Source organism: Streptomyces sp. NPDC048192 (assembly GCF_043202415.1).
Lineage (GTDB): Bacteria > Actinomycetota > Actinomycetes > Streptomycetales > Streptomycetaceae > Streptomyces.
The window spans coordinates 45,281-60,824 of sequence record NZ_JBIDAL010000007.1 but is presented as its reverse complement, the minus strand read 5'-3'; the positions used below and the strand labels follow the sequence as shown (position 1 = coordinate 60,824).

Below are 15,544 nucleotides of genomic sequence, written 5' to 3'. Positions count from 1 at the left end.
GGCAGGCTCACACCAGGTGGGCGAAGACCACGAGGTTCTCCGTGTAGTCCTTGGCCGTGTGGTCGTACGGCCCCGCACAGGTGATCAGCCGGACCTCCGGGCGCCGGGCGTCGGCGTAGACCCGCCGGCTGGGGAAGTCGTCCTTGGCGAAGGTCTGGGCGTCGTCCACGACGAACTCGGCGTCGCGTCCGTCGGCGCGCTCCACGGTGAAGCGGTCGCCGCGCCGCAGCGCGTACAGGTTGGCGAAGACGGCCGCGGAGGTCTTCGTGTCGACGTGTCCGGCGATGATCGCGGTGCCCTTCTCGCCGGGCGAGGCGCCCTTGGCGTACCAGCCGACGAGGTTGGTGTTGCCGGCCGGCGGCGGCTGGAGCTGCCCCGAGGAGTTGAGGCTCAGGGTGGTGAAGGGGGCGTTCACGGAGATCTTCGGGATGACCAGGCGGGTCGGCGTGGACCGGGGCAGTCCTGTGACGCCCTGCTCCCAGTCGCTCCGCGGCGGTTCGGTCTGCCGCGTGCCGCCCTGTTTCGGGTCGGTCTGCTGCAGGTCGGTCTGGTCCTGGACGGTCTGCTGCGGGTCGGACTGGGCGGCGCCGGCGCTCGCGGCACGGGACCGCTGCGGGGTGTCGTCCGGACTCTGGTGGCCGCCGAACACGCTGACGGTGAGAAGGACGATGGCCACGCCCCACAGCATCAGCCGCCCGCCACGGCCGGAACTCCGCCCGTCCGCCTGCTGCTCGGGGGGCGGGGAGGAGGGATCTGCTGCCATCGGACACCACCTCATTCGGACGCGGCAGCACGGGGATCAGGACAGGGGGCGCCGGGAGAAAGGGCCCGGCGCACGGGGAGAGCACGTGCAGACACGTGCGGGGGCGGGTCCGGGCGCGGGCCGCCGACACGGTGGGAGCTGCCGGCGGCTGCCGCTGCCTCTGGACGGTTCGCGTCGGTCAGGACGCCGACTGGCCGGCCTTGCGGCGGCGCAGCAGGTACATGCCGCCGGCCCCTACGGCCAGCACGGCCAGGCCACCCGCGGTCACACCCGGGTCGGCGAGCGCGCCGCCACCGGTGTGCATACCGCCGTGCGGCCTCTCGTGTCCGCCGCGCTCGTCGTCGTCGCGACCGCCGTCACGGCCGCCTTCCCGGCCGCCTTCCCGGCCGCCGTCGTGACCGCCGTCCCGGCCGCCGTCCTGGTAGTGGTCGTCGCCGAACCCGTCGTCGTCGCGGTCGGAGCCCCAGTCGTCCCCGCGGACCGCGGCGAGCGCGCCACCACCGGTGTGCATGCCGCCGTGGGGCCCTTCGTGGCCGCGGCCGTGGCCGTCGCCATGACCGCCGTCCTCGTCCCGGCCGCCGTCGTCGTCCCGGCCGTGGTCCTCGCCCCGGCCGTGCTCGTCGTCACCCCGGTCGTCACCGCGGCCGTCGCCGCGGACCACGGAGAGCGCTCCGCCACCCGTGTGGATTCCGCCGCGGGGCCCGTCGTGTCCGCGGCCCCCGCCGTGGTCGTCTCCGTGATCATTGTCGTGGTCGCGGCCCGAGTCGTCGTCGCGGCCGTGGTCTTCGCCGGAACCGTGGTCGTGGTCCTGGCTGTAGGAGGAGTCGTCGCGGCCGCCGTCATCACCCGCGGGAACGGCGAAGGCGGCACTGGGCGCGGCGAAGGTCAGAGCGGCGGTTGCGGCCGCCGTGGCCAGAAGCATGCGGGCAGAACGCATAGCGATGTCCTTCCGCCGTGGCCGGGCAGCGGATACCTCATCAGCTGGATGGACCCGGCCTCGACATGAACCACCGTCAGCGAGTCCGCAAGCTCCCACCATCCGAGCCGCCCAGCCGTGTCACCCTGCCACCCGTCTGTCCCAGTGTTCGCGCTCCGCGGCCCCTCGTCCGGGGGAATCGTCCAGCGCGTCGCACCCCTCCCCCACAGCCGGACACCGCGGTCCCCTGCCCCCCTCTTGTTATGACAGCCGTCATAACGCAGGCTGGTGCCGACAGGACGTCAGATCGACGTGGTGGGAGGCAGCCGTGGCCGACGTGATGGCACGGGTCCTGTGGGAGCGGTACGAGCCGGTGCACGACCTTCTCTATTTCGCCCCGGAGGTGCGCCGGGCGGCGGACGCACTCGGGATGCGCGGGTACTGGATGGGCTACTTCGCGCTGCGCGCCGCACCGCTCGGCGCGGCGCATCCGTCCGTCGTGACGAGCAGTTTCTACGTCTTCCACCCCGCCCGGGTGACCCGTGCCCTGCCGGACGCCTGGACGTACGCGACTCCGGCCGACGTGCTGGCCGCCCGCGAGGACGCCCTGGACGCGGCGATGACCGCCCTCTTCGGACCGGACACGGTCGGCTCGGCCGAGTTCGTCCGGGCCGCGGACCTCGCCTGGGAGGCGGCAGCGGCGGCGGACACCACGGGCCGGGTGCTGGCCGCCGCCAACCAGGCGCTGGAGCAGCCCGGCCGCCCCGCGGCACGGCTCTGGCAGGGCCTCACCACCCTGCGCGAGCACCGGGGCGACTCGCATGTCGCGGTGCTGGTCGCCCACGGCCTGGGACCGGTCGAGGCCATGATCCTCAAGGCGGCGGCCGGCGAGTCCGACGGGGCGCTGCTGCGGGAGACGCGAAAGTGGGAGCAGGCGGACTGGGACGCGGCCGGAATGCGGCTGCGCGAGCGGGGTCTGCTCGCGGCCGACGGGTCCCTCACCCCGGCCGGCGCTGCCGTGCGCGCGGAGGTGGAGGCGCTGACGGACGCGGCCGCCGAAGCGCCCTGGACCGCGCTCGGCGCCGACCGCACCGCCCGCCTGGCCGAACTGCTGGAGCCGCTGGCCCGCACGGTCGAGACCTCGGGCCTGCTGCCGGCGGGCAACCCGGTCGGCCTGACCCGCAGCGCCCACCCGGCCGACCGCTGACCGGCCTCGGCTCCCCCATGCGCCCCATGGCCCCGGCTCCGGCCCACCCCTCGGGACCACCCCGGGCTGCCTTGCCCGGCGGCGCGCCCCACGCCCCGGCACGGCCCCGAAGCCGCCCAGCCCGGCTCAAGGGCACCGCCCCCGACGACCCCGTCGCCCTGAGCGCCCGCACACGGGGAGAGCGGGCTGCGGTAGGGGGACCCGCCCTCCCCTCAGTGACGGTCGGCCGCCCGCCGGGGCAGCACCGCGACCTCCGCGCGCACGGCTCCGGGGCCCGCTCACGGACGCCCGCAGTCGGCTGCCCGACTCCACGCCGCCCGGAGAACGCCCGCAGTCGCCCGCCCCGGTTCCGCGCCGCCCGCTTCAAGGCCCCCAGCCGCCCGGCCGCCGGCGCCCCGTCCAGGAGAAGGGGACGGGGGCGCCGTACGGTCGGCCGGGCGGGGTCACCAGGCCACCGGCAGGCGTTCCGGGATGCGCTTCATGAAGCCGGTGCGCCAGACCAGTTGGCCGGGGGGTACCGCGAGCGCGAGGTCGGGGAGGCGGGCGAGGAGCACCTCCAGCGCGATCCTGGCGTGGGTGCGGCCGAGCGCGGTCGCGGGGCAGTAGTGGGCGCCGCCGCCGAAGGAGAGGTGGTCGGCGGTGTTGTCCCGGTGGACGTCGAAGCGGTGCGGGTCGGGGAACTTCGCCGGGTCGAGGTTGGCGCCCTCCACCAGCACGAGGACGAGTTCGCCCGCGCGGATGTCGACGTCGCCGAGCCGGACGTCGGCCAGGGCGAGGCGGGGCAGGGCGTCGCCGATGGAGAGGTTGACCCGCAGGAGTTCCTCCACGCCCCGGCCGATCAGGTCCGGGCGGTCGCGCAGGAGGTCGCGGGCGATGGGATGGGTGAGCAGGTGGACGAGGGCCATGGAGAGGAAGCCGGAGGTGGAGATGACTCCGGCGCCGAACATGGTGACGCCGACGGTGGCCAGCATCTCGTCGGTGAGGTGGGCGTACTCGGGATCGTCGCGCAGAGCGGCGAGTTCACCCATCAGGCCGTGCGTCGCCGGGTCGTCGAGCAGGGCCGTCATCCGGGCGATGTCCCGGTCCCAGTTGATCTTCGCGCCGTCGACCGGGCACGGCGCGTTCATGAAGGCGATGTCGAGGCTGCGCAGGAAGGCCGGGGCCTCGGTCTGCGGGATGCCGAGGATGCGGCAGTGCATGCCGGCCGAGTACGGCTCGCAGAACGCGCCGCGCAGATCGGCCGTCGGGCCGTCGGCGGCGATGCGGTCCACCAGCCGGTGGGCCTCCTCGCGCAGCCACTCCACCAGGCCCGGCGCCTTGGGGTTGAGCGCCTTCAGCACCGCCCGGCGCAGCCCGGCCCCGGTGATGTTGCCCATGTTGTTCACGACCTCGGGCGGGATCGTGAGCGCGTACTGGCGGGGCACTCCGGGGGCGGAGGTGTCCTTCAGGGAGAACCGGTCGTCCTTCAGGACCTGTGCGCACAGCTCGTACGACGACACCAGCCAGGCCTCGTCGCCGGCGATGGTCCGCACGCGCCGTACGGGGGTGGTGGCGCGCAGGTCCTCGACCTCGGCGGGCACCCGGGTGCCGTCCCAGGAGAAGGGGAAGTCGAGCAGCGGCGGCAGGCCGGCGCGGATGTCGGAGGCGGTGCTCATGCGGCGGTTCCTTCGAGTGCGGCGGGGGTGACGACGGCGTGACCCTGGTTGCGGGAGGCGCGCAGGCCCGCACCGCGGGAGTACAACAGCTCGGCCATCGGAAGCAGTTGGTGGTAGCAGTTGAGCGAGGAGGGCACCTTGAGGATGGCCGGGGTGTCCAGGAACAGGGGCGCCTCGGCGCACACGTACTCCAGGCACACCGCGCGCTGCCGCTCGGTCGGCGTCTCGCCCCGCGCGCTGAGGAAACGATTCACCAGGGCGTCGCAGACGGCCCGGAAGGCTCCGTCGGAGGCGAGGCGGGCCTTGAGGTGCCGGTGGATGTCCTGGTAGGCGGGGTTGGTACGGAACTCGGACATCGGGTGCCAGTCCAGGCGCGCCCCCTCCGGGTCGGCGGCCGACACGGCGTCACGGACCTTGGCGCGCACCCCGCGCAGGTTCTTCACCGCCTTGCGCCGGGCCTCGTCCGGGGGATAGCCGGATGCCTCGTACATCTCGGCGACGTACAGGTCGGTGTAGACGAAGTCGACCTTGTCGAAGTGGTCCAGGCCCCAGCGGGCGAGGTCGTGCAGGCGGCGGGCGGAGAAGTAGCTGTTGCCCGGGGAGACGCCGATCACGGCGTGGGCTCCCTCGCCGAGGATGACTTCGCAGTGGGAGGTGTACGGCTGGACTTCGAAGACGTCGGCCATCAGCACGGATGCTGTGGTCACAGAGGAAATCCTCCGCCGCGTGCTAGTCCCTGCGGGCCCTGTGCCCCCGGTGTGGCGACGCGGCGCCCTCACGCTAGCGGTACGGATTCCGCACGGGTAGTGACCTCCTGGGTTTGGCTGAAATCAGTCGTAGCAATGGTCGAAGTCGCCCGCTCGGGAGCTGTCTTGGGGGACGTACGCTGGGCCCGTGGTCAACCGGGACGAGGAGCGCGAGGGTCCGGCACAGGTGGCGGCCAGGCTCACCGGACGGCCGGCGGACGGTGCGCGGACGGCCGCGTCCGGTTCGCCGGCCGAGGTGACGCTGGAGGGCGGTACACCGGCGATGGTCAAGCGGGGCGAGGCTCCCGGGGCCGTGCGCGCGGAGGTCGCGGGGCTGCGCTGGCTGGCCGCCGCGAACGCGGTGCGGGTGCCGGCGGTGCTCGGCCACGACGACCGCTGGATGGTGACGGAGCGCGTGCCGACCGGGCGGCCGGATCCTGAGACGGCGATGCGTTTCGGCCAGGCTCTCGCCGCCCTGCACGCGGCGGGTGCTTCGGATTTCGGAGCCCCGCCGCCCGGCGGGCCGGCGGACGCCTTCATCGGTCTCGCCCCCATGCGCAACGAGACGGGCCCCGACTGGCCCGGCTGGTACGCGGAGCACCGGGTGCTGCCGTATGTGCGCGGCGCCGTCGACCGCGGCACGCTCCGCCCCCGCGAGGCGGCAGTGTTCGAGCGGGTCTGCGCGGTGCTGCCGGACCTGGCGGGCCCCGCCGAGCCGCCCGCGCGGCTGCACGGCGACCTGTGGCAGGGCAACGTGCTGTGGGGCGCGGACGGCGAGGTCCGGCTCATCGACCCGGCCGCGCACGGCGGCCACCGGGAGACCGACCTCGCGATGCTCCGGCTCTTCGGCTGCCCCCATCTCGACCGGGTGCTCGCCGGGTACGAGCAGAGGGCGCCGCTCGCCCCCGGCTGGCGCGAGCGCGTCGGCTTGCACCAGCTCTTCCCGCTCCTGGTCCACGCGGTGCTGTTCGGACGCGGGTACGCGGAACAGGCCGTGGCGGTGGCGCGGGACGCGCTGGCGCGGGCGGTCTGACGCGGCGGCGGTTCCCGGGCCGGGCAACGCCTCGGGCCGTATTCGGCGTCCTGTGCCATGCGGGCGCCCGCGCGCCCGCACAGGTGCGGGACAGCGTCGTGCCGTCTCCTGGTTCAGGGTCCCCTCGGGACGCCCTCCGGCCTGCGGTGACTCAGCGTGAGGAAACCAATCACCCGTTCGATTCGTATAAGGACGTGAAAGCCTAATCAGGGAGAGACCATGCAACCGTTCACGCTCAACTACGCGCGCCCCGCTGTGCAGTTGGACGTCACCACTCCGTATGCGTACGACTCCGGACTGCAGTTGAACGTCCTCCCGGACGGGCGGATCGCCGCCACCGACCACGCGACCCTGAGAGCGCTGGGGACCACCACCTCCACCGCCGGTTCCAAGACGCACTTCGACGACTGAGCCGCGGGCCGCGACAGATGACGGTGCTCATCCTGACCAGTGAAGAAGACGTGACCGCCGACATGGTGGTCCTGCGTCTCGGGGAGGCCGGGGTTCCCGTGGTCCGGCTCGACCCCGCCGATCTGACCAACGGGGTGGCGCTGTCGGGCGAGTACGTGCGGGGCGCCTGCCGTGGGCATCTGTCCGTCGGTGGGCGCCTGGTGAGCATGGGCGGCCTGCGCTCGGTCTGGGTGCGCAGGCCCGGGACCGCGGCCGCGCGCGCCGCCCAGCCGTCCGGCTGGCTGACCGAGGAGTCGTCGCAGGCGCTGTACGGCATGCTCCGCACCACCGGCGCACGCTGGATGAACCATCCGGACGCGGCCCACCGCGCCCGGCACAAGCCCTGGCAGCTCCATCTCGCCCAGGGCAGCGGCCTGGCGGTGCCGGCCACGCTCATCACCACCTTCCCGCAGGCGGCGCGGGAGTTCGCGGAGCGCTTCCCGGACCTCGTGGTCAAGCCGGTGTCCGGCGCGCATCCGCAGGAGCCGCCGCGCGCCGTGCCGACCAGCCGGGTCGCGCCGGACGCCGACTTCTCGGCGGTCGCCTTCGGCCCGACGCTGCTGCAGCGCCGCGTCGCCAAGCGGGCGGACGTCCGGCTCACGGTCGTCGGCGACACCCTGCTGGCCGCGCGCAAGCCCGCCGACCCGGACGCCCACCCGGACGACGTGGACGTCCGGTTCGCCCCGTCGGTCTCCCCCTGGCTGCCCGCCGAGGTGCCCCCGCGCGTGGCCGACGGCGTACGGCGGTACATGCGGGGCGCGGAACTGGCCTACGGCGCCTTCGACTTCGCGGAGGACGCGGACGGGATCTGGTGGTTCCTGGAGTGCAACCAGTCGGGCCAGTTCGGGTTCGTCGAGATGGACACGGGCCAGCCCATCGCCGCCACGATCGCCGAGTGGCTCGCCGGGGACGGGGATCCGGACGGCGGGTGTGCGCAGGGCGAGCGGGGCGCAGCCTGTTGATGGTGCGGGATCGGCTCTTGAGAAGGGAACGCCATATGCGCATCGGACTGCTGGGGACGGGGCCGTGGGCCCGGGCGGCGTACGCGCCCGCCCTCGCCGGACACCCGGGAGTGGAGTTCGCGGGGGTGTGGGGCCGCCGGCCCGCGGCGGCCACCGCGCTGGCCGAGCAGTACGGGGTGGCCGCGTTCGACGACGTGGACGCGCTGCTGGCGGACGTGGACGCCGTCGCGGTGGCCCTGCCGCCGTCCGTGCAGGCCGAGATGGCGGTGCGCGCGGCGCAGGCGGGCCGTCATCTGCTGCTGGACAAGCCGCTCGCGGTGTCGGTGGCCGAGGGGCGGGCCGTCGTGGCCGCGGCCGAGCGGGCGGGGGTGGCGTCGGTGGTGTTCTTCACCGCGCGCTTCCAGAAGGAGCCGGACGCCTGGATCGACGAACAGGCGGCGGTGGCGGGCTGGTTCACGGCGCGGGCGCAGTGGCTGGGCGCGGTGTTCACCTCCGACAGCCCGTTCGCGGCCTCGCCGTGGCGGCGGGAGAAGGGCGCGCTGTGGGACGTGGGCCCGCACGCCCTGTCGGTGCTGCTGCCGGTGCTCGGTGACGTACGGCAGGTCGTCGCGGCGGCGCACGGCCCGGCGGACACCGTGCATCTGGTCCTCGACCACGCCACCGGCGCGTCGAGCACGCTCACGCTGAGCCTGACGGCGCCGCCGGCGGCGGCCGGGGCCGAGGTGGAGCTGCGCGGCGAGGCGGGCGTGGCGCTGATGCCGGGCAGCTCCGAAGGGGCGGTCCCGGCGCTCACCCGTGCCGTCGACGCCCTCCTGACCGCAACCCGCACGGGCCGCCCGCACGCCTGCGACGCCGCGTTCGGCCTCCGCGTCACCGAGATCCTGGCCCTGGCCCAGTCCCGGCTGACCGACGGCCGGCACTAGCCCCTGCCCCGCCGGGGCCCGCTCCTGGCCGTGGCGGCGCCTGGCCGGCCCGGTCGGGGCCGCCCTGGGTGCTCCCCACGGCCCGGGCGGGCCCTCGGCCTGTCACCCGGCGGCGGCAGCGGACGCGGACCAGAAGTTGATGCGCTCACGGACGACGGGATAACCGGCCTTCGTGAAGTGGGCGGCCATGGGGAAGTTGGTGCGGTCGGTCGCGGCGGCGATGGCGCCGCCGCCCTGGGCGGCCAGGAAGTGGGTGCATTCGGCGAGCAGGTCGTATGCGTATCCGTGGCCGCGCTGTTCGGGCAGGACGCCGACGAAGCCGACGCAGGGGCCGGCCGGATTGCGCGCGGGGATGTGGATGCCGACGGTCTCCCCCTCGGCGGTGCGCGCGATCTGCCACCAGTCCCGCGGGGAGGGGAACCACCTGAAGACGTCCAGCTCCTGCTGGGCGGCCCGGTCGGCTCCGCCCTGCTCGATCGCCCTGCGGGCATGGGCGTCGAGGGTGACGGAGTGGATCCGGCGCAGCAGGTCGAAGAACACGGTGTCGTCCGGCTCGGCGGAGAACAGGAGGCGGCCGGGCCGCGGGGGCAGGCCCCGGTCGGGGGTCCAGCGGTACAGGAAGCGCTCCACCAGCGGGACGTAGCCGGCGGCGCGTGCGGCGGCGGTCCGGGCCGCCACGGCCGCTCGCTGCCGGGGGTCGGTGCGCCAGCCGGAGGGCGGGTCGATCTCGAGTTCGTCGGTGCGCCAGGGTGCCGTGCGCAGGAGTGCGGCCCCGGCCTCTTCCTCGCCCTCGGCCACGTCGAACCAGTTGATCACGAGTGGCTGGGAGTCCTCGGGCCCTCCCCACCAGGCGGCGCGGGCCACGGTACGGCCGTCGCGCACGGCGATGCGGCGCCAGTCGGGGCGGTAGCGGGTGCTGCGGTGCCTGTCACCGAACCCCAGCGGGTCGGGCATGGTGTCGAACAGGTGCGCGCTGCTCTCGTCGAGCGTGCGGACGACCAGGCTGGTCATGATGCCTCCGGGATGCGTGCCGCGATGCGGCGGCGGTGACGCGCTCCCGGTCAGGCGTGGCACACCCGGATGACGGGAAGGGGGGAGCGCGGGATGACTGCGGCCATGACGCTCGCCTCCTTCCGTCCGTCTCGGGCGTGCCGGGCCAGCGTAGGGGAGCCGTGCGCGCAAGGTCCACCGCTTTTCAGCGGCATCCGCCGTCCGGCCCGGCGGCCGGGCAGGCCGCACCGGGCGGGAGGCCCGGGTGGGGCGGGCGGCGTAGCTTGGGGGTGTGAGAGCGGTGCGCGGCGGGTCGTCGCATCGGGACCTCGAGCATCGCGGCTGGTTGCGGGGTGCGCCGCCGCCGTGGTGGGTGCGGGTGCTGCCCGTGCTGCTGCTCGTGGCCGTCACCACGGCCACAGTGATCACGCCGGACGCGCGCGACGCCGGTTTCCTGCTGGGCGCGATCCCGCCGCTGGCCGTCCTCTCGTACGGCCCGGTGGCGACCGCTGTCCTCGGTGTCGGGGTGGTCGCGGTGCTGAACGTCCCCGCCACCCATCTCAACCGCCCCGGCAACACCGATCTGCTCACCATCGTCTTCGTGGCGGTCCTGAGCGTGTTCGTGTCCTATGTGCGCAGCCGCCGGGACGCCCAGCTGGACACCGAGCGGGCGATCGGCGAGGCCGTGCAGCGGGCCGTGATGCCGCCGCTGCCGGAGCGGGTCGGCGGCGTGGAGTGCGCGGGCTTCTACCGGGCCGCGCAGGACGGCACGCTGGTGGGCGGGGACTTCTTCGACGTGCGCGAGGGGCCGTGCGGGGTGCGCGCGGTGATGGGCGACGTGCAGGGGCACGGGCTGGCCGCGGTGGCGACGGTGGTGGCGCTGCTGGGCGCGTTCCGCGAGGCGGTGCTGGACCAGCCGGACCTGGAGTCGGTGGCCGCGCGCATGGACCGCAGGCTGGCGGTGGACTCGGCGGGCGTACGGCACGCGGAGCTGTTCGCCACCGGGGTGCTGCTGGAGTTCTCCCCCGACGCGCGTGCGGTGCGGGTGGTGGCCTGCGGTCATCCGCCGCCCGTGCTGCTGCACGGCCGGGAGGCCGTGGAGCTGACGGTCGCGCCGGGACCGCCGCTGGGGGTCGGGCTGGTCGGCGTCGACCCGCCCAAGGCCGTCACGGTTCCGCTGGAGCGGGGCGACCGGCTCTTCCTGGCCTCCGACGGGGTGTGGGAGGCCAGGAACGCCGACGACGTCTTCTACCCGCTGCCCGCGCGCCTGACCACCCTCACCGGCGCCGCGTCCGCCGGGCTGCCGGGTTCGGTGTGGGCGGACGTGGCGCGGCTGGGTTACGAGGTCCGGGACGACGTCAGCATGCTGGTGCTGGCGCCTCGGCCTCCGGCCCGCTGACCGCCGCGCCGGTCAGCCCACGTCCCACAGGAAGCGGTGGGTGTGGATGGCGAAGTAGGGGAACGACTGGATCTCGCGGACGCCTTCGAGGGGCCGTACCTCGTCGTTGACGAAGTCCAGCAGCGCCTTCGGGCCGGGCGCGACCACCTCGGCGAACAGGTCGAATCCGCCGGAGGTCAGCACCGAGTAGACGACCTCGTCCCGATCGGCGAGGGCGTCGGCGACGGTGCGGGGATCGCCGTCGACGCGGATGCCGAGCAGGGCCATGGCCTGGCCGCCCATGGCCATCGGGTCGGTGACGCCGACCACCTGGACGGCCCTGGAGTCCAGCAGTCGCTGCAGCCGCTGCCGCGCCGCCGAGGCGGACAGGCCGACCTTCGGGCCGAGGTCGGCGTAGGCGATACGGCCGTCGGTCTGCAGCTCGCGCAGGATGGCCCGGTCGATGTCGTCCATGGCGTCGGTCCCCCGTTCAGCCGGCGAGTTCGGTGAGCGCGGCCGCGAAGACCTCGGTGTGGGTGTCGACGTCCTGCTCGGTGGTGTCGGGGCACATGAGCGCCATGTTGTGGAACGGGGTCAGCAGGATGCCGCGGTTGGCGAGGTAGAGGTGCAGGAAGTCCTCCAGCTCCGGGTCGGAGGCGGCCGCGGACTCGGTGCCGGTGCGCGGGGCCTGGCTGGTGAAGCGGTACTCGGTGCGGGCCCCGAGCCGGCTCACCGACCACGGCAGCCGGTGTGCGTCGATGCCCGCCCGGACGCCGGCCTCGAAGCGCTCGGAGAGCTTGGACATCCGGGCGAAGGCCTCGTCGGTGAGGACGTGTTCGACGGTGGCCCGCATCGCGGCGACCGAGAGGGCGTTGCCGGCGAGGGTGCCGCCGACGCCGCCCATGTCGACGAGGTCCAGGTCGGTGCGGGCCAGCAGCCGCTCGGCGAGTTCCGCGGACAGCCCGTAGGCGCCGGCCGGGATGCCCCCGCCGATGGCCTTGCCGATGGTCAGCAGGTCGGGTTCCAGGTCCCAGGCGGCCGTGCAGCCGCCCGGTCCGGCGGAGAAGGTGTGCGTCTCGTCGTTGATGAGCAGGCTGCCGTACCGCCGGGTCAGCTCGCGTACCCCGGCGAGATAGCCGGGTTCCGGCAGGACGATGCCGATGTTGGTGAGGACGGGCTCCATCAGGACGGCGGCGACGTCGCCGTGGGCGAGTTCGCGCTCCAGGCCGACGAGGTCGTTGAACTCGGCGACCCGGCTGGTCAGCGTCACGTCGCACGGGGCGCCGACGTTGCCGGGGCGGGCGGTGCCGGTGCCGTCGGGGCCGACGACGATCAGCGACTCGTCGACGCTGCCGTGGTAGCAGTAGCTGTTCACCAGGATCTTCGGGCGCCCGGTGACGGCGCGGGCCAGCCGGATCGCCCAGCGGTTGGCGTCGGTCGCGGTGAGCGAGAAGCTCCAGCGGGCCAGGCCGAACCGGCGGGTCAGCTCGGCGCCGACCCACTCGGCGTCCTCCGTGGGGAGCATCGCCGTGGCCCCGCCCAGCTCGGCGAACCTCCGCTGGACCGCCCGGGTCACCGGAGCGGGCGAGTGGCCGGCCATCGCACCGGTGTCGCCGAGGCAGAAGTCGACGTACTCGTGCCCGTCCACATCGGTGACCCGGGCGCCGCGCGCCCCGGCCAGATAGCGGGGGAAGGCGCCTGCCGTCTTGTTCATCCAGGTCATCGGCACCCGGCCGAAGAGGTGGCCGGCCCCGGCATAGGCAGCGCGCGAGCGGGGGTTACGGCGCTCGGCCTCGGCGCTCTCGCGGGCGAGGAGGGCGTGCAGACGCGTGCGGTCCATGAGGTGCCTCACTGCAGACGGTGACGGATGCCCAGACTCTACGATCGAAAGAGCGGTCGCCTCAAGACTTCACGCCCGATTCGATCGCCAGCTCAATCGATTCGATCGCGCCACCGAGGTTCGGGTGTCGGGAGGGTGACGCACCACCCCTCCCCCAACTGACGAACCCGGGGCCGGAGTTCGAACGTTCCGACTGAAACGCCAGGGTGCGCCACCCCTTCCGCCACGTAGAAATATCTACGAGCATGCATATGCCGAGGCCCGGCGGACGAGGACACCCGGAGCAGCGCATGGCGAACACGATGTGGATGCGGGGCGTGGAGTGGCTGGCCGCCGCGGCGGCCGACCCGCGCTCCTGCAAGTGGGAGTGGGATCACGGCGAGGGCGTCTCGCTGCTGGAGGCGGGCCGCTTCTGGGACGTGCTGAGCGTCCCGGAGCGGCTGGGGCTGCTCGCCCTCGATCTGCTGTGGCGGCCCGGGATGCCGGTGCCGGGGCCGACGCTGATCGACACGGCGGCGGGCCGGGTCGGGTTCTTCCTGCCGCCGGACCCCTCCGGAGGGTGGGTGGGCGCGGGTCTGCGCTACGCGACCAAGGGAGCCTGGGTCGCCGTACCGCCGCCGTACCGGCCCGCGCGGTCCCTGGAGTGGCTGGTCCCGCCGGACGGCACCGGGGCGCTCCACTCCCCCGGCGTCCTGGAGGAGACGCTGCGGCAGGCCAACGGCACCCTCGCCGTCCTCGCGCCGCTGTGCGGGCCGTGACGGCTCAGCTGCGCCCGGGCGCGGGCCGCGTGCCCGCGGCGGGGACGGGGCGGACGGCGGCGAGCCCCTCGGGTTCGGCGGGGACGGTCCGGCCCTGCGCACGCCATTCGGCCACCAGCCGGGCGTAGATCGGCTCCTGGGTTCGGTCCGCCGGCGCGAGCACGGTCCGCCGGCGCATCCGGTCCACGTGATCGAGCCGGTCCAGCCAGTCCAAGCGGTTCGCCGGGTCCAAGCGGTTCATGCCGGGGGCAACGCCCGCGCGCCGCCACCGGTACGCCCCCGGACCGCCGCTCACCGGGTCGGGTGAGGGCGTCGCCCGAACGGGACGTTCCGCCCGTCGGACAAGCATCCCGCGGGCCGTCCCCCGGCCGCGCACCCCGGCGGCCGTCCCGGGCGCCCCGTCGGCGACCACCCCGGTCGGCCGTCACTCCGACGGGCGAGGCGGTGGGCGCGCTCCTATCCTGAGGAGGTCCCGGCCCGGCGCCGGGGAGGCCCGGCTCCGGCGTCCCGTCCGCCGCACGGTCCGGCTCTCACCTGCCTGGAGTCAGCCCATGTCGTCCATCTCCGCACGCCTGGCGAGGGGGGCGGCGGCCGCCGTCACCGCGGGGACGCTGCTGGCGCCGCTCGCCCCCGGGCCCGCCGGGGCCGCACCGGCCGTCCCGCGGGCCGCACCCTCCGCGGGCTCACCCCGCCCGAGTCCTTCCGGAACAGGCGTCCGCCCCCTCACCCCCGGCGTGGCGCGCCGACTCGACACCGCCGTACGGAAGGTGATGCGCGAGGCGGGCATCCCCGGCGTGAACGTCGGCGTCTGGACACCCGGGCAGCCGGACTACGTCCGTTCGTTCGGGGTCGCCGACAAGGGCACCGGCCGGAGGATGACGCCGGACCTGTACCTGCGCATCGGCAGCGAGACCAAGACGTTCACCGTGACCGCGCTGCTGCAGCTGGCCGACCGGAAGAAGGTCGGACTGGACGACCCGATCGGCAGGTACGTCACCGGCGTGCCCCACGGCGGCGAGATCACACTGCGTCAGCTCGCCGACATGCGCAGCGGGCTGTTCAACTACTCCGAGGACCCGGGCTTCTTCAAGGCGCTGGCCTCGAACCCGCGGCGGCCCTTCACCCCCCGGCAGCTGCTCGCCTACTCCTTCGGGCACCCGCTGCTGTTCCGGCCGGGGCAGAGGTTCTCCTACTGCAACACCAACCTGATCCTGCTTGGTCTGGTGGTGGAGAAGCAGAGCGGGCAGCGCCTCGGGGACTACATCAAGCGGCACATCCTGGATCCGGCCGGCATGAGGCACACGCTGTTCCCCGCCGGCAGCGAGTTCCCGGCCCCGCGCGCGCAGGGCTACACCCGGCAGACGGCGCACGGCGACGAGGCCGACGCGACCGGCTGGAACCCCTCCTGGGCCTGGGCGGCCGGCGCGATGATCTCCGATCTCGGGGACATGCGCACCTGGGCGCGCACCGTCGCGACGGGCCGGTTCCCCGACGGCAGGCGGATGGTCGGCGCCGCCCTGCAGAAGCAGCGGCTGGCCATCCCGCCGGCCGGCTCGGTCAAGGGCGCCGGATACGGCATGGGCATCTTCGACGTCCAGGGCTGGATCGGCCACAACGGCTCACTGCCGGGCTACGAGTCGCTGACCGTCCACCTGCCGGAGACCGGGACGACCCTCGTCGTGCTGCTGAACACGGACACCGGCTACCGCTCGCAGGAGCCCAGTACGGTGCTGGGCGAGGCGATCACGAAGATCGTCTCCCCGGGTCACGTGTACCGCCTGCCCGGCACGCCGGCCCGGTGAGGCGCGGGGCCCCGACCGGTCCCCCGTTCCGGTCGTGCCCCGCGGATGCCGAAGGTACGTGTGCCGCCGGGCGCGGACCAGTGCACCGGTGCCCTGCGCCGGCCGCACGGCACTCACCGGT

16 protein-coding genes are annotated in these 15,544 nt (G+C 74.3%); 8 read left to right on the top strand and 8 right to left on the bottom strand.

Annotation, left to right across the window (positions count from 1 at the left end):
- Positions 1-7 precede the first annotated feature (7 nt).
- Both ACGFZN_RS16020 and ACGFZN_RS16015 read right to left on the bottom strand, forming a co-directional pair.
- The gene (locus tag ACGFZN_RS16020; RefSeq protein ID WP_393859067.1) at positions 8-763 is read right to left on the bottom strand and encodes a class F sortase; all 756 of its coding nucleotides are present in this window, start codon (positions 761-763) and stop codon (positions 8-10) included.
- Between the two features lie 178 nt (positions 764-941).
- Complete coding sequence (locus ACGFZN_RS16015; protein ID WP_393859066.1) at positions 942-1,700, bottom strand: hypothetical protein; 759 nt, start codon at positions 1,698-1,700, stop codon at positions 942-944.
- A gap of 307 nt (positions 1,701-2,007) precedes the next feature.
- Between ACGFZN_RS16015 and ACGFZN_RS16010 the strand changes: the two genes are divergently transcribed.
- Positions 2,008-2,886: a hypothetical protein gene (locus tag ACGFZN_RS16010; protein ID WP_393859065.1), complete on the top strand. Its 879-nt coding sequence runs from the start codon at positions 2,008-2,010 to the stop codon at positions 2,884-2,886.
- 443 nt (positions 2,887-3,329) lie between these two features.
- Here ACGFZN_RS16010 and ACGFZN_RS16005 read toward each other — a convergent pair whose 3' ends face one another.
- Entirely contained in the window at positions 3,330-4,541 is a 1,212-nt protein-coding gene (locus tag ACGFZN_RS16005; protein WP_393859064.1) for a cytochrome P450, read from the bottom strand.
- Positions 4,538-5,248, bottom strand: a complete 711-nt coding sequence (locus tag ACGFZN_RS16000) for a tRNA-dependent cyclodipeptide synthase (protein ID WP_393859063.1) — start codon at positions 5,246-5,248, stop codon at positions 4,538-4,540. The genes ACGFZN_RS16005 and ACGFZN_RS16000 overlap by 4 nt, the downstream gene beginning before the upstream one ends.
- 226 nt (positions 5,249-5,474) lie before the next feature.
- Between ACGFZN_RS16000 and ACGFZN_RS15995 the strand changes: the two genes are divergently transcribed.
- The 4 genes from ACGFZN_RS15995 (at position 5,475) to ACGFZN_RS15980 (ending at position 8,655) form a co-directional block, all read left to right on the top strand.
- Positions 5,475-6,320, top strand: coding sequence for a fructosamine kinase family protein (locus ACGFZN_RS15995; protein ID WP_393859436.1), 846 nt, complete (start codon positions 5,475-5,477; stop codon positions 6,318-6,320).
- Positions 6,321-6,539: 219 nt separating this feature from the next.
- Complete coding sequence (tgmA, locus tag ACGFZN_RS15990; protein ID WP_020938095.1) at positions 6,540-6,731, top strand: putative ATP-grasp-modified RiPP; 192 nt, start codon at positions 6,540-6,542, stop codon at positions 6,729-6,731.
- Positions 6,732-6,748: 17 nt separating this feature from the next.
- A complete protein-coding gene (gene tgmB / locus ACGFZN_RS15985; RefSeq protein WP_393859062.1) occupies positions 6,749-7,732 on the top strand; it encodes an ATP-grasp ribosomal peptide maturase in 984 nt (327 codons plus the stop codon).
- A gap of 35 nt (positions 7,733-7,767) precedes the next feature.
- Positions 7,768-8,655, top strand: a complete 888-nt coding sequence (locus ACGFZN_RS15980) for a Gfo/Idh/MocA family protein (RefSeq protein ID WP_393859061.1) — start codon at positions 7,768-7,770, stop codon at positions 8,653-8,655.
- Between the two features lie 102 nt (positions 8,656-8,757).
- Here the strand turns inward: ACGFZN_RS15980 and ACGFZN_RS15975 are convergent, their stop codons facing one another.
- Positions 8,758-9,666, bottom strand: coding sequence for a GNAT family N-acetyltransferase (locus ACGFZN_RS15975; protein ID WP_393859060.1), 909 nt, complete (start codon positions 9,664-9,666; stop codon positions 8,758-8,760).
- 271 nt (positions 9,667-9,937) lie between these two features.
- Between ACGFZN_RS15975 and ACGFZN_RS15970 the strand changes: the two genes are divergently transcribed.
- Positions 9,938-11,044, top strand: coding sequence for a PP2C family protein-serine/threonine phosphatase (locus ACGFZN_RS15970; RefSeq protein ID WP_393859059.1), 1,107 nt, complete (start codon positions 9,938-9,940; stop codon positions 11,042-11,044).
- 12 nt (positions 11,045-11,056) lie between these two features.
- Here the strand turns inward: ACGFZN_RS15970 and ACGFZN_RS15965 are convergent, their stop codons facing one another.
- Positions 11,057-11,497 (bottom strand): Lrp/AsnC family transcriptional regulator, encoded by a 441-nt coding sequence (locus tag ACGFZN_RS15965; RefSeq protein ID WP_393859058.1) that lies wholly within the window; start codon positions 11,495-11,497, stop codon positions 11,057-11,059.
- A 16-nt stretch (positions 11,498-11,513) separates the two neighbouring features.
- The gene (locus ACGFZN_RS15960) at positions 11,514-12,863 is read right to left on the bottom strand and encodes a transaminase (RefSeq protein WP_393859057.1); all 1,350 of its coding nucleotides are present in this window, start codon (positions 12,861-12,863) and stop codon (positions 11,514-11,516) included.
- Positions 12,864-13,153: 290 nt separating this feature from the next.
- Between ACGFZN_RS15960 and ACGFZN_RS15955 the strand changes: the two genes are divergently transcribed.
- Positions 13,154-13,621, top strand: coding sequence for a hypothetical protein (locus ACGFZN_RS15955; RefSeq protein ID WP_393859056.1), 468 nt, complete (start codon positions 13,154-13,156; stop codon positions 13,619-13,621).
- 4 nt (positions 13,622-13,625) lie between these two features.
- Here ACGFZN_RS15955 and ACGFZN_RS15950 read toward each other — a convergent pair whose 3' ends face one another.
- On the bottom strand, positions 13,626-13,862 hold the full coding sequence (locus tag ACGFZN_RS15950) for a hypothetical protein (RefSeq protein ID WP_393859055.1): 237 nt from the start codon (positions 13,860-13,862) through the stop codon (positions 13,626-13,628).
- A gap of 310 nt (positions 13,863-14,172) precedes the next feature.
- On the opposite strand from ACGFZN_RS15950, the gene ACGFZN_RS15945 reads away from it, so the two are divergent.
- Positions 14,173-15,423 carry a serine hydrolase domain-containing protein gene (locus ACGFZN_RS15945; protein WP_393859054.1) on the top strand — a complete coding sequence of 417 codons (1,251 nt, stop codon included), beginning with the start codon at positions 14,173-14,175 and terminating at the stop codon, positions 15,421-15,423.
- Positions 15,424-15,544 lie beyond the last annotated feature (121 nt).

Bases quoted from the DNA above. Each gene is read 5' to 3' on its own strand.
- ACGFZN_RS16020 (WP_393859067.1), bottom strand. From the start codon at position 763: ATGGCAGCAGATCCCTCCTCCCCGCCCCCCGAGCAGCAGGCGGACGGG.
- ACGFZN_RS16015 (WP_393859066.1), bottom strand. From the start codon at position 1,700: ATGCGTTCTGCCCGCATGCTTCTGGCCACGGCGGCCGCAACCGCCGCT.
- ACGFZN_RS16005 (WP_393859064.1), bottom strand. From the start codon at position 4,541: ATGAGCACCGCCTCCGACATCCGCGCCGGCCTGCCGCCGCTGCTCGAC.
- tgmA (WP_020938095.1), top strand. From the start codon at position 6,540: ATGCAACCGTTCACGCTCAACTACGCGCGCCCCGCTGTGCAGTTGGAC.
- tgmB (WP_393859062.1), top strand. From the start codon at position 6,749: ATGACGGTGCTCATCCTGACCAGTGAAGAAGACGTGACCGCCGACATG.
- ACGFZN_RS15980 (WP_393859061.1), top strand. From the start codon at position 7,768: ATGCGCATCGGACTGCTGGGGACGGGGCCGTGGGCCCGGGCGGCGTAC.
- ACGFZN_RS15975 (WP_393859060.1), bottom strand. From the start codon at position 9,666: ATGACCAGCCTGGTCGTCCGCACGCTCGACGAGAGCAGCGCGCACCTG.
- ACGFZN_RS15965 (WP_393859058.1), bottom strand. From the start codon at position 11,497: ATGGACGACATCGACCGGGCCATCCTGCGCGAGCTGCAGACCGACGGC.
- ACGFZN_RS15960 (WP_393859057.1), bottom strand. From the start codon at position 12,863: ATGGACCGCACGCGTCTGCACGCCCTCCTCGCCCGCGAGAGCGCCGAG.
- ACGFZN_RS15955 (WP_393859056.1), top strand. From the start codon at position 13,154: ATGGCGAACACGATGTGGATGCGGGGCGTGGAGTGGCTGGCCGCCGCG.
- ACGFZN_RS15950 (WP_393859055.1), bottom strand. From the start codon at position 13,862: ATGAACCGCTTGGACCCGGCGAACCGCTTGGACTGGCTGGACCGGCTC.
- ACGFZN_RS15945 (WP_393859054.1), top strand. From the start codon at position 14,173: ATGTCGTCCATCTCCGCACGCCTGGCGAGGGGGGCGGCGGCCGCCGTC.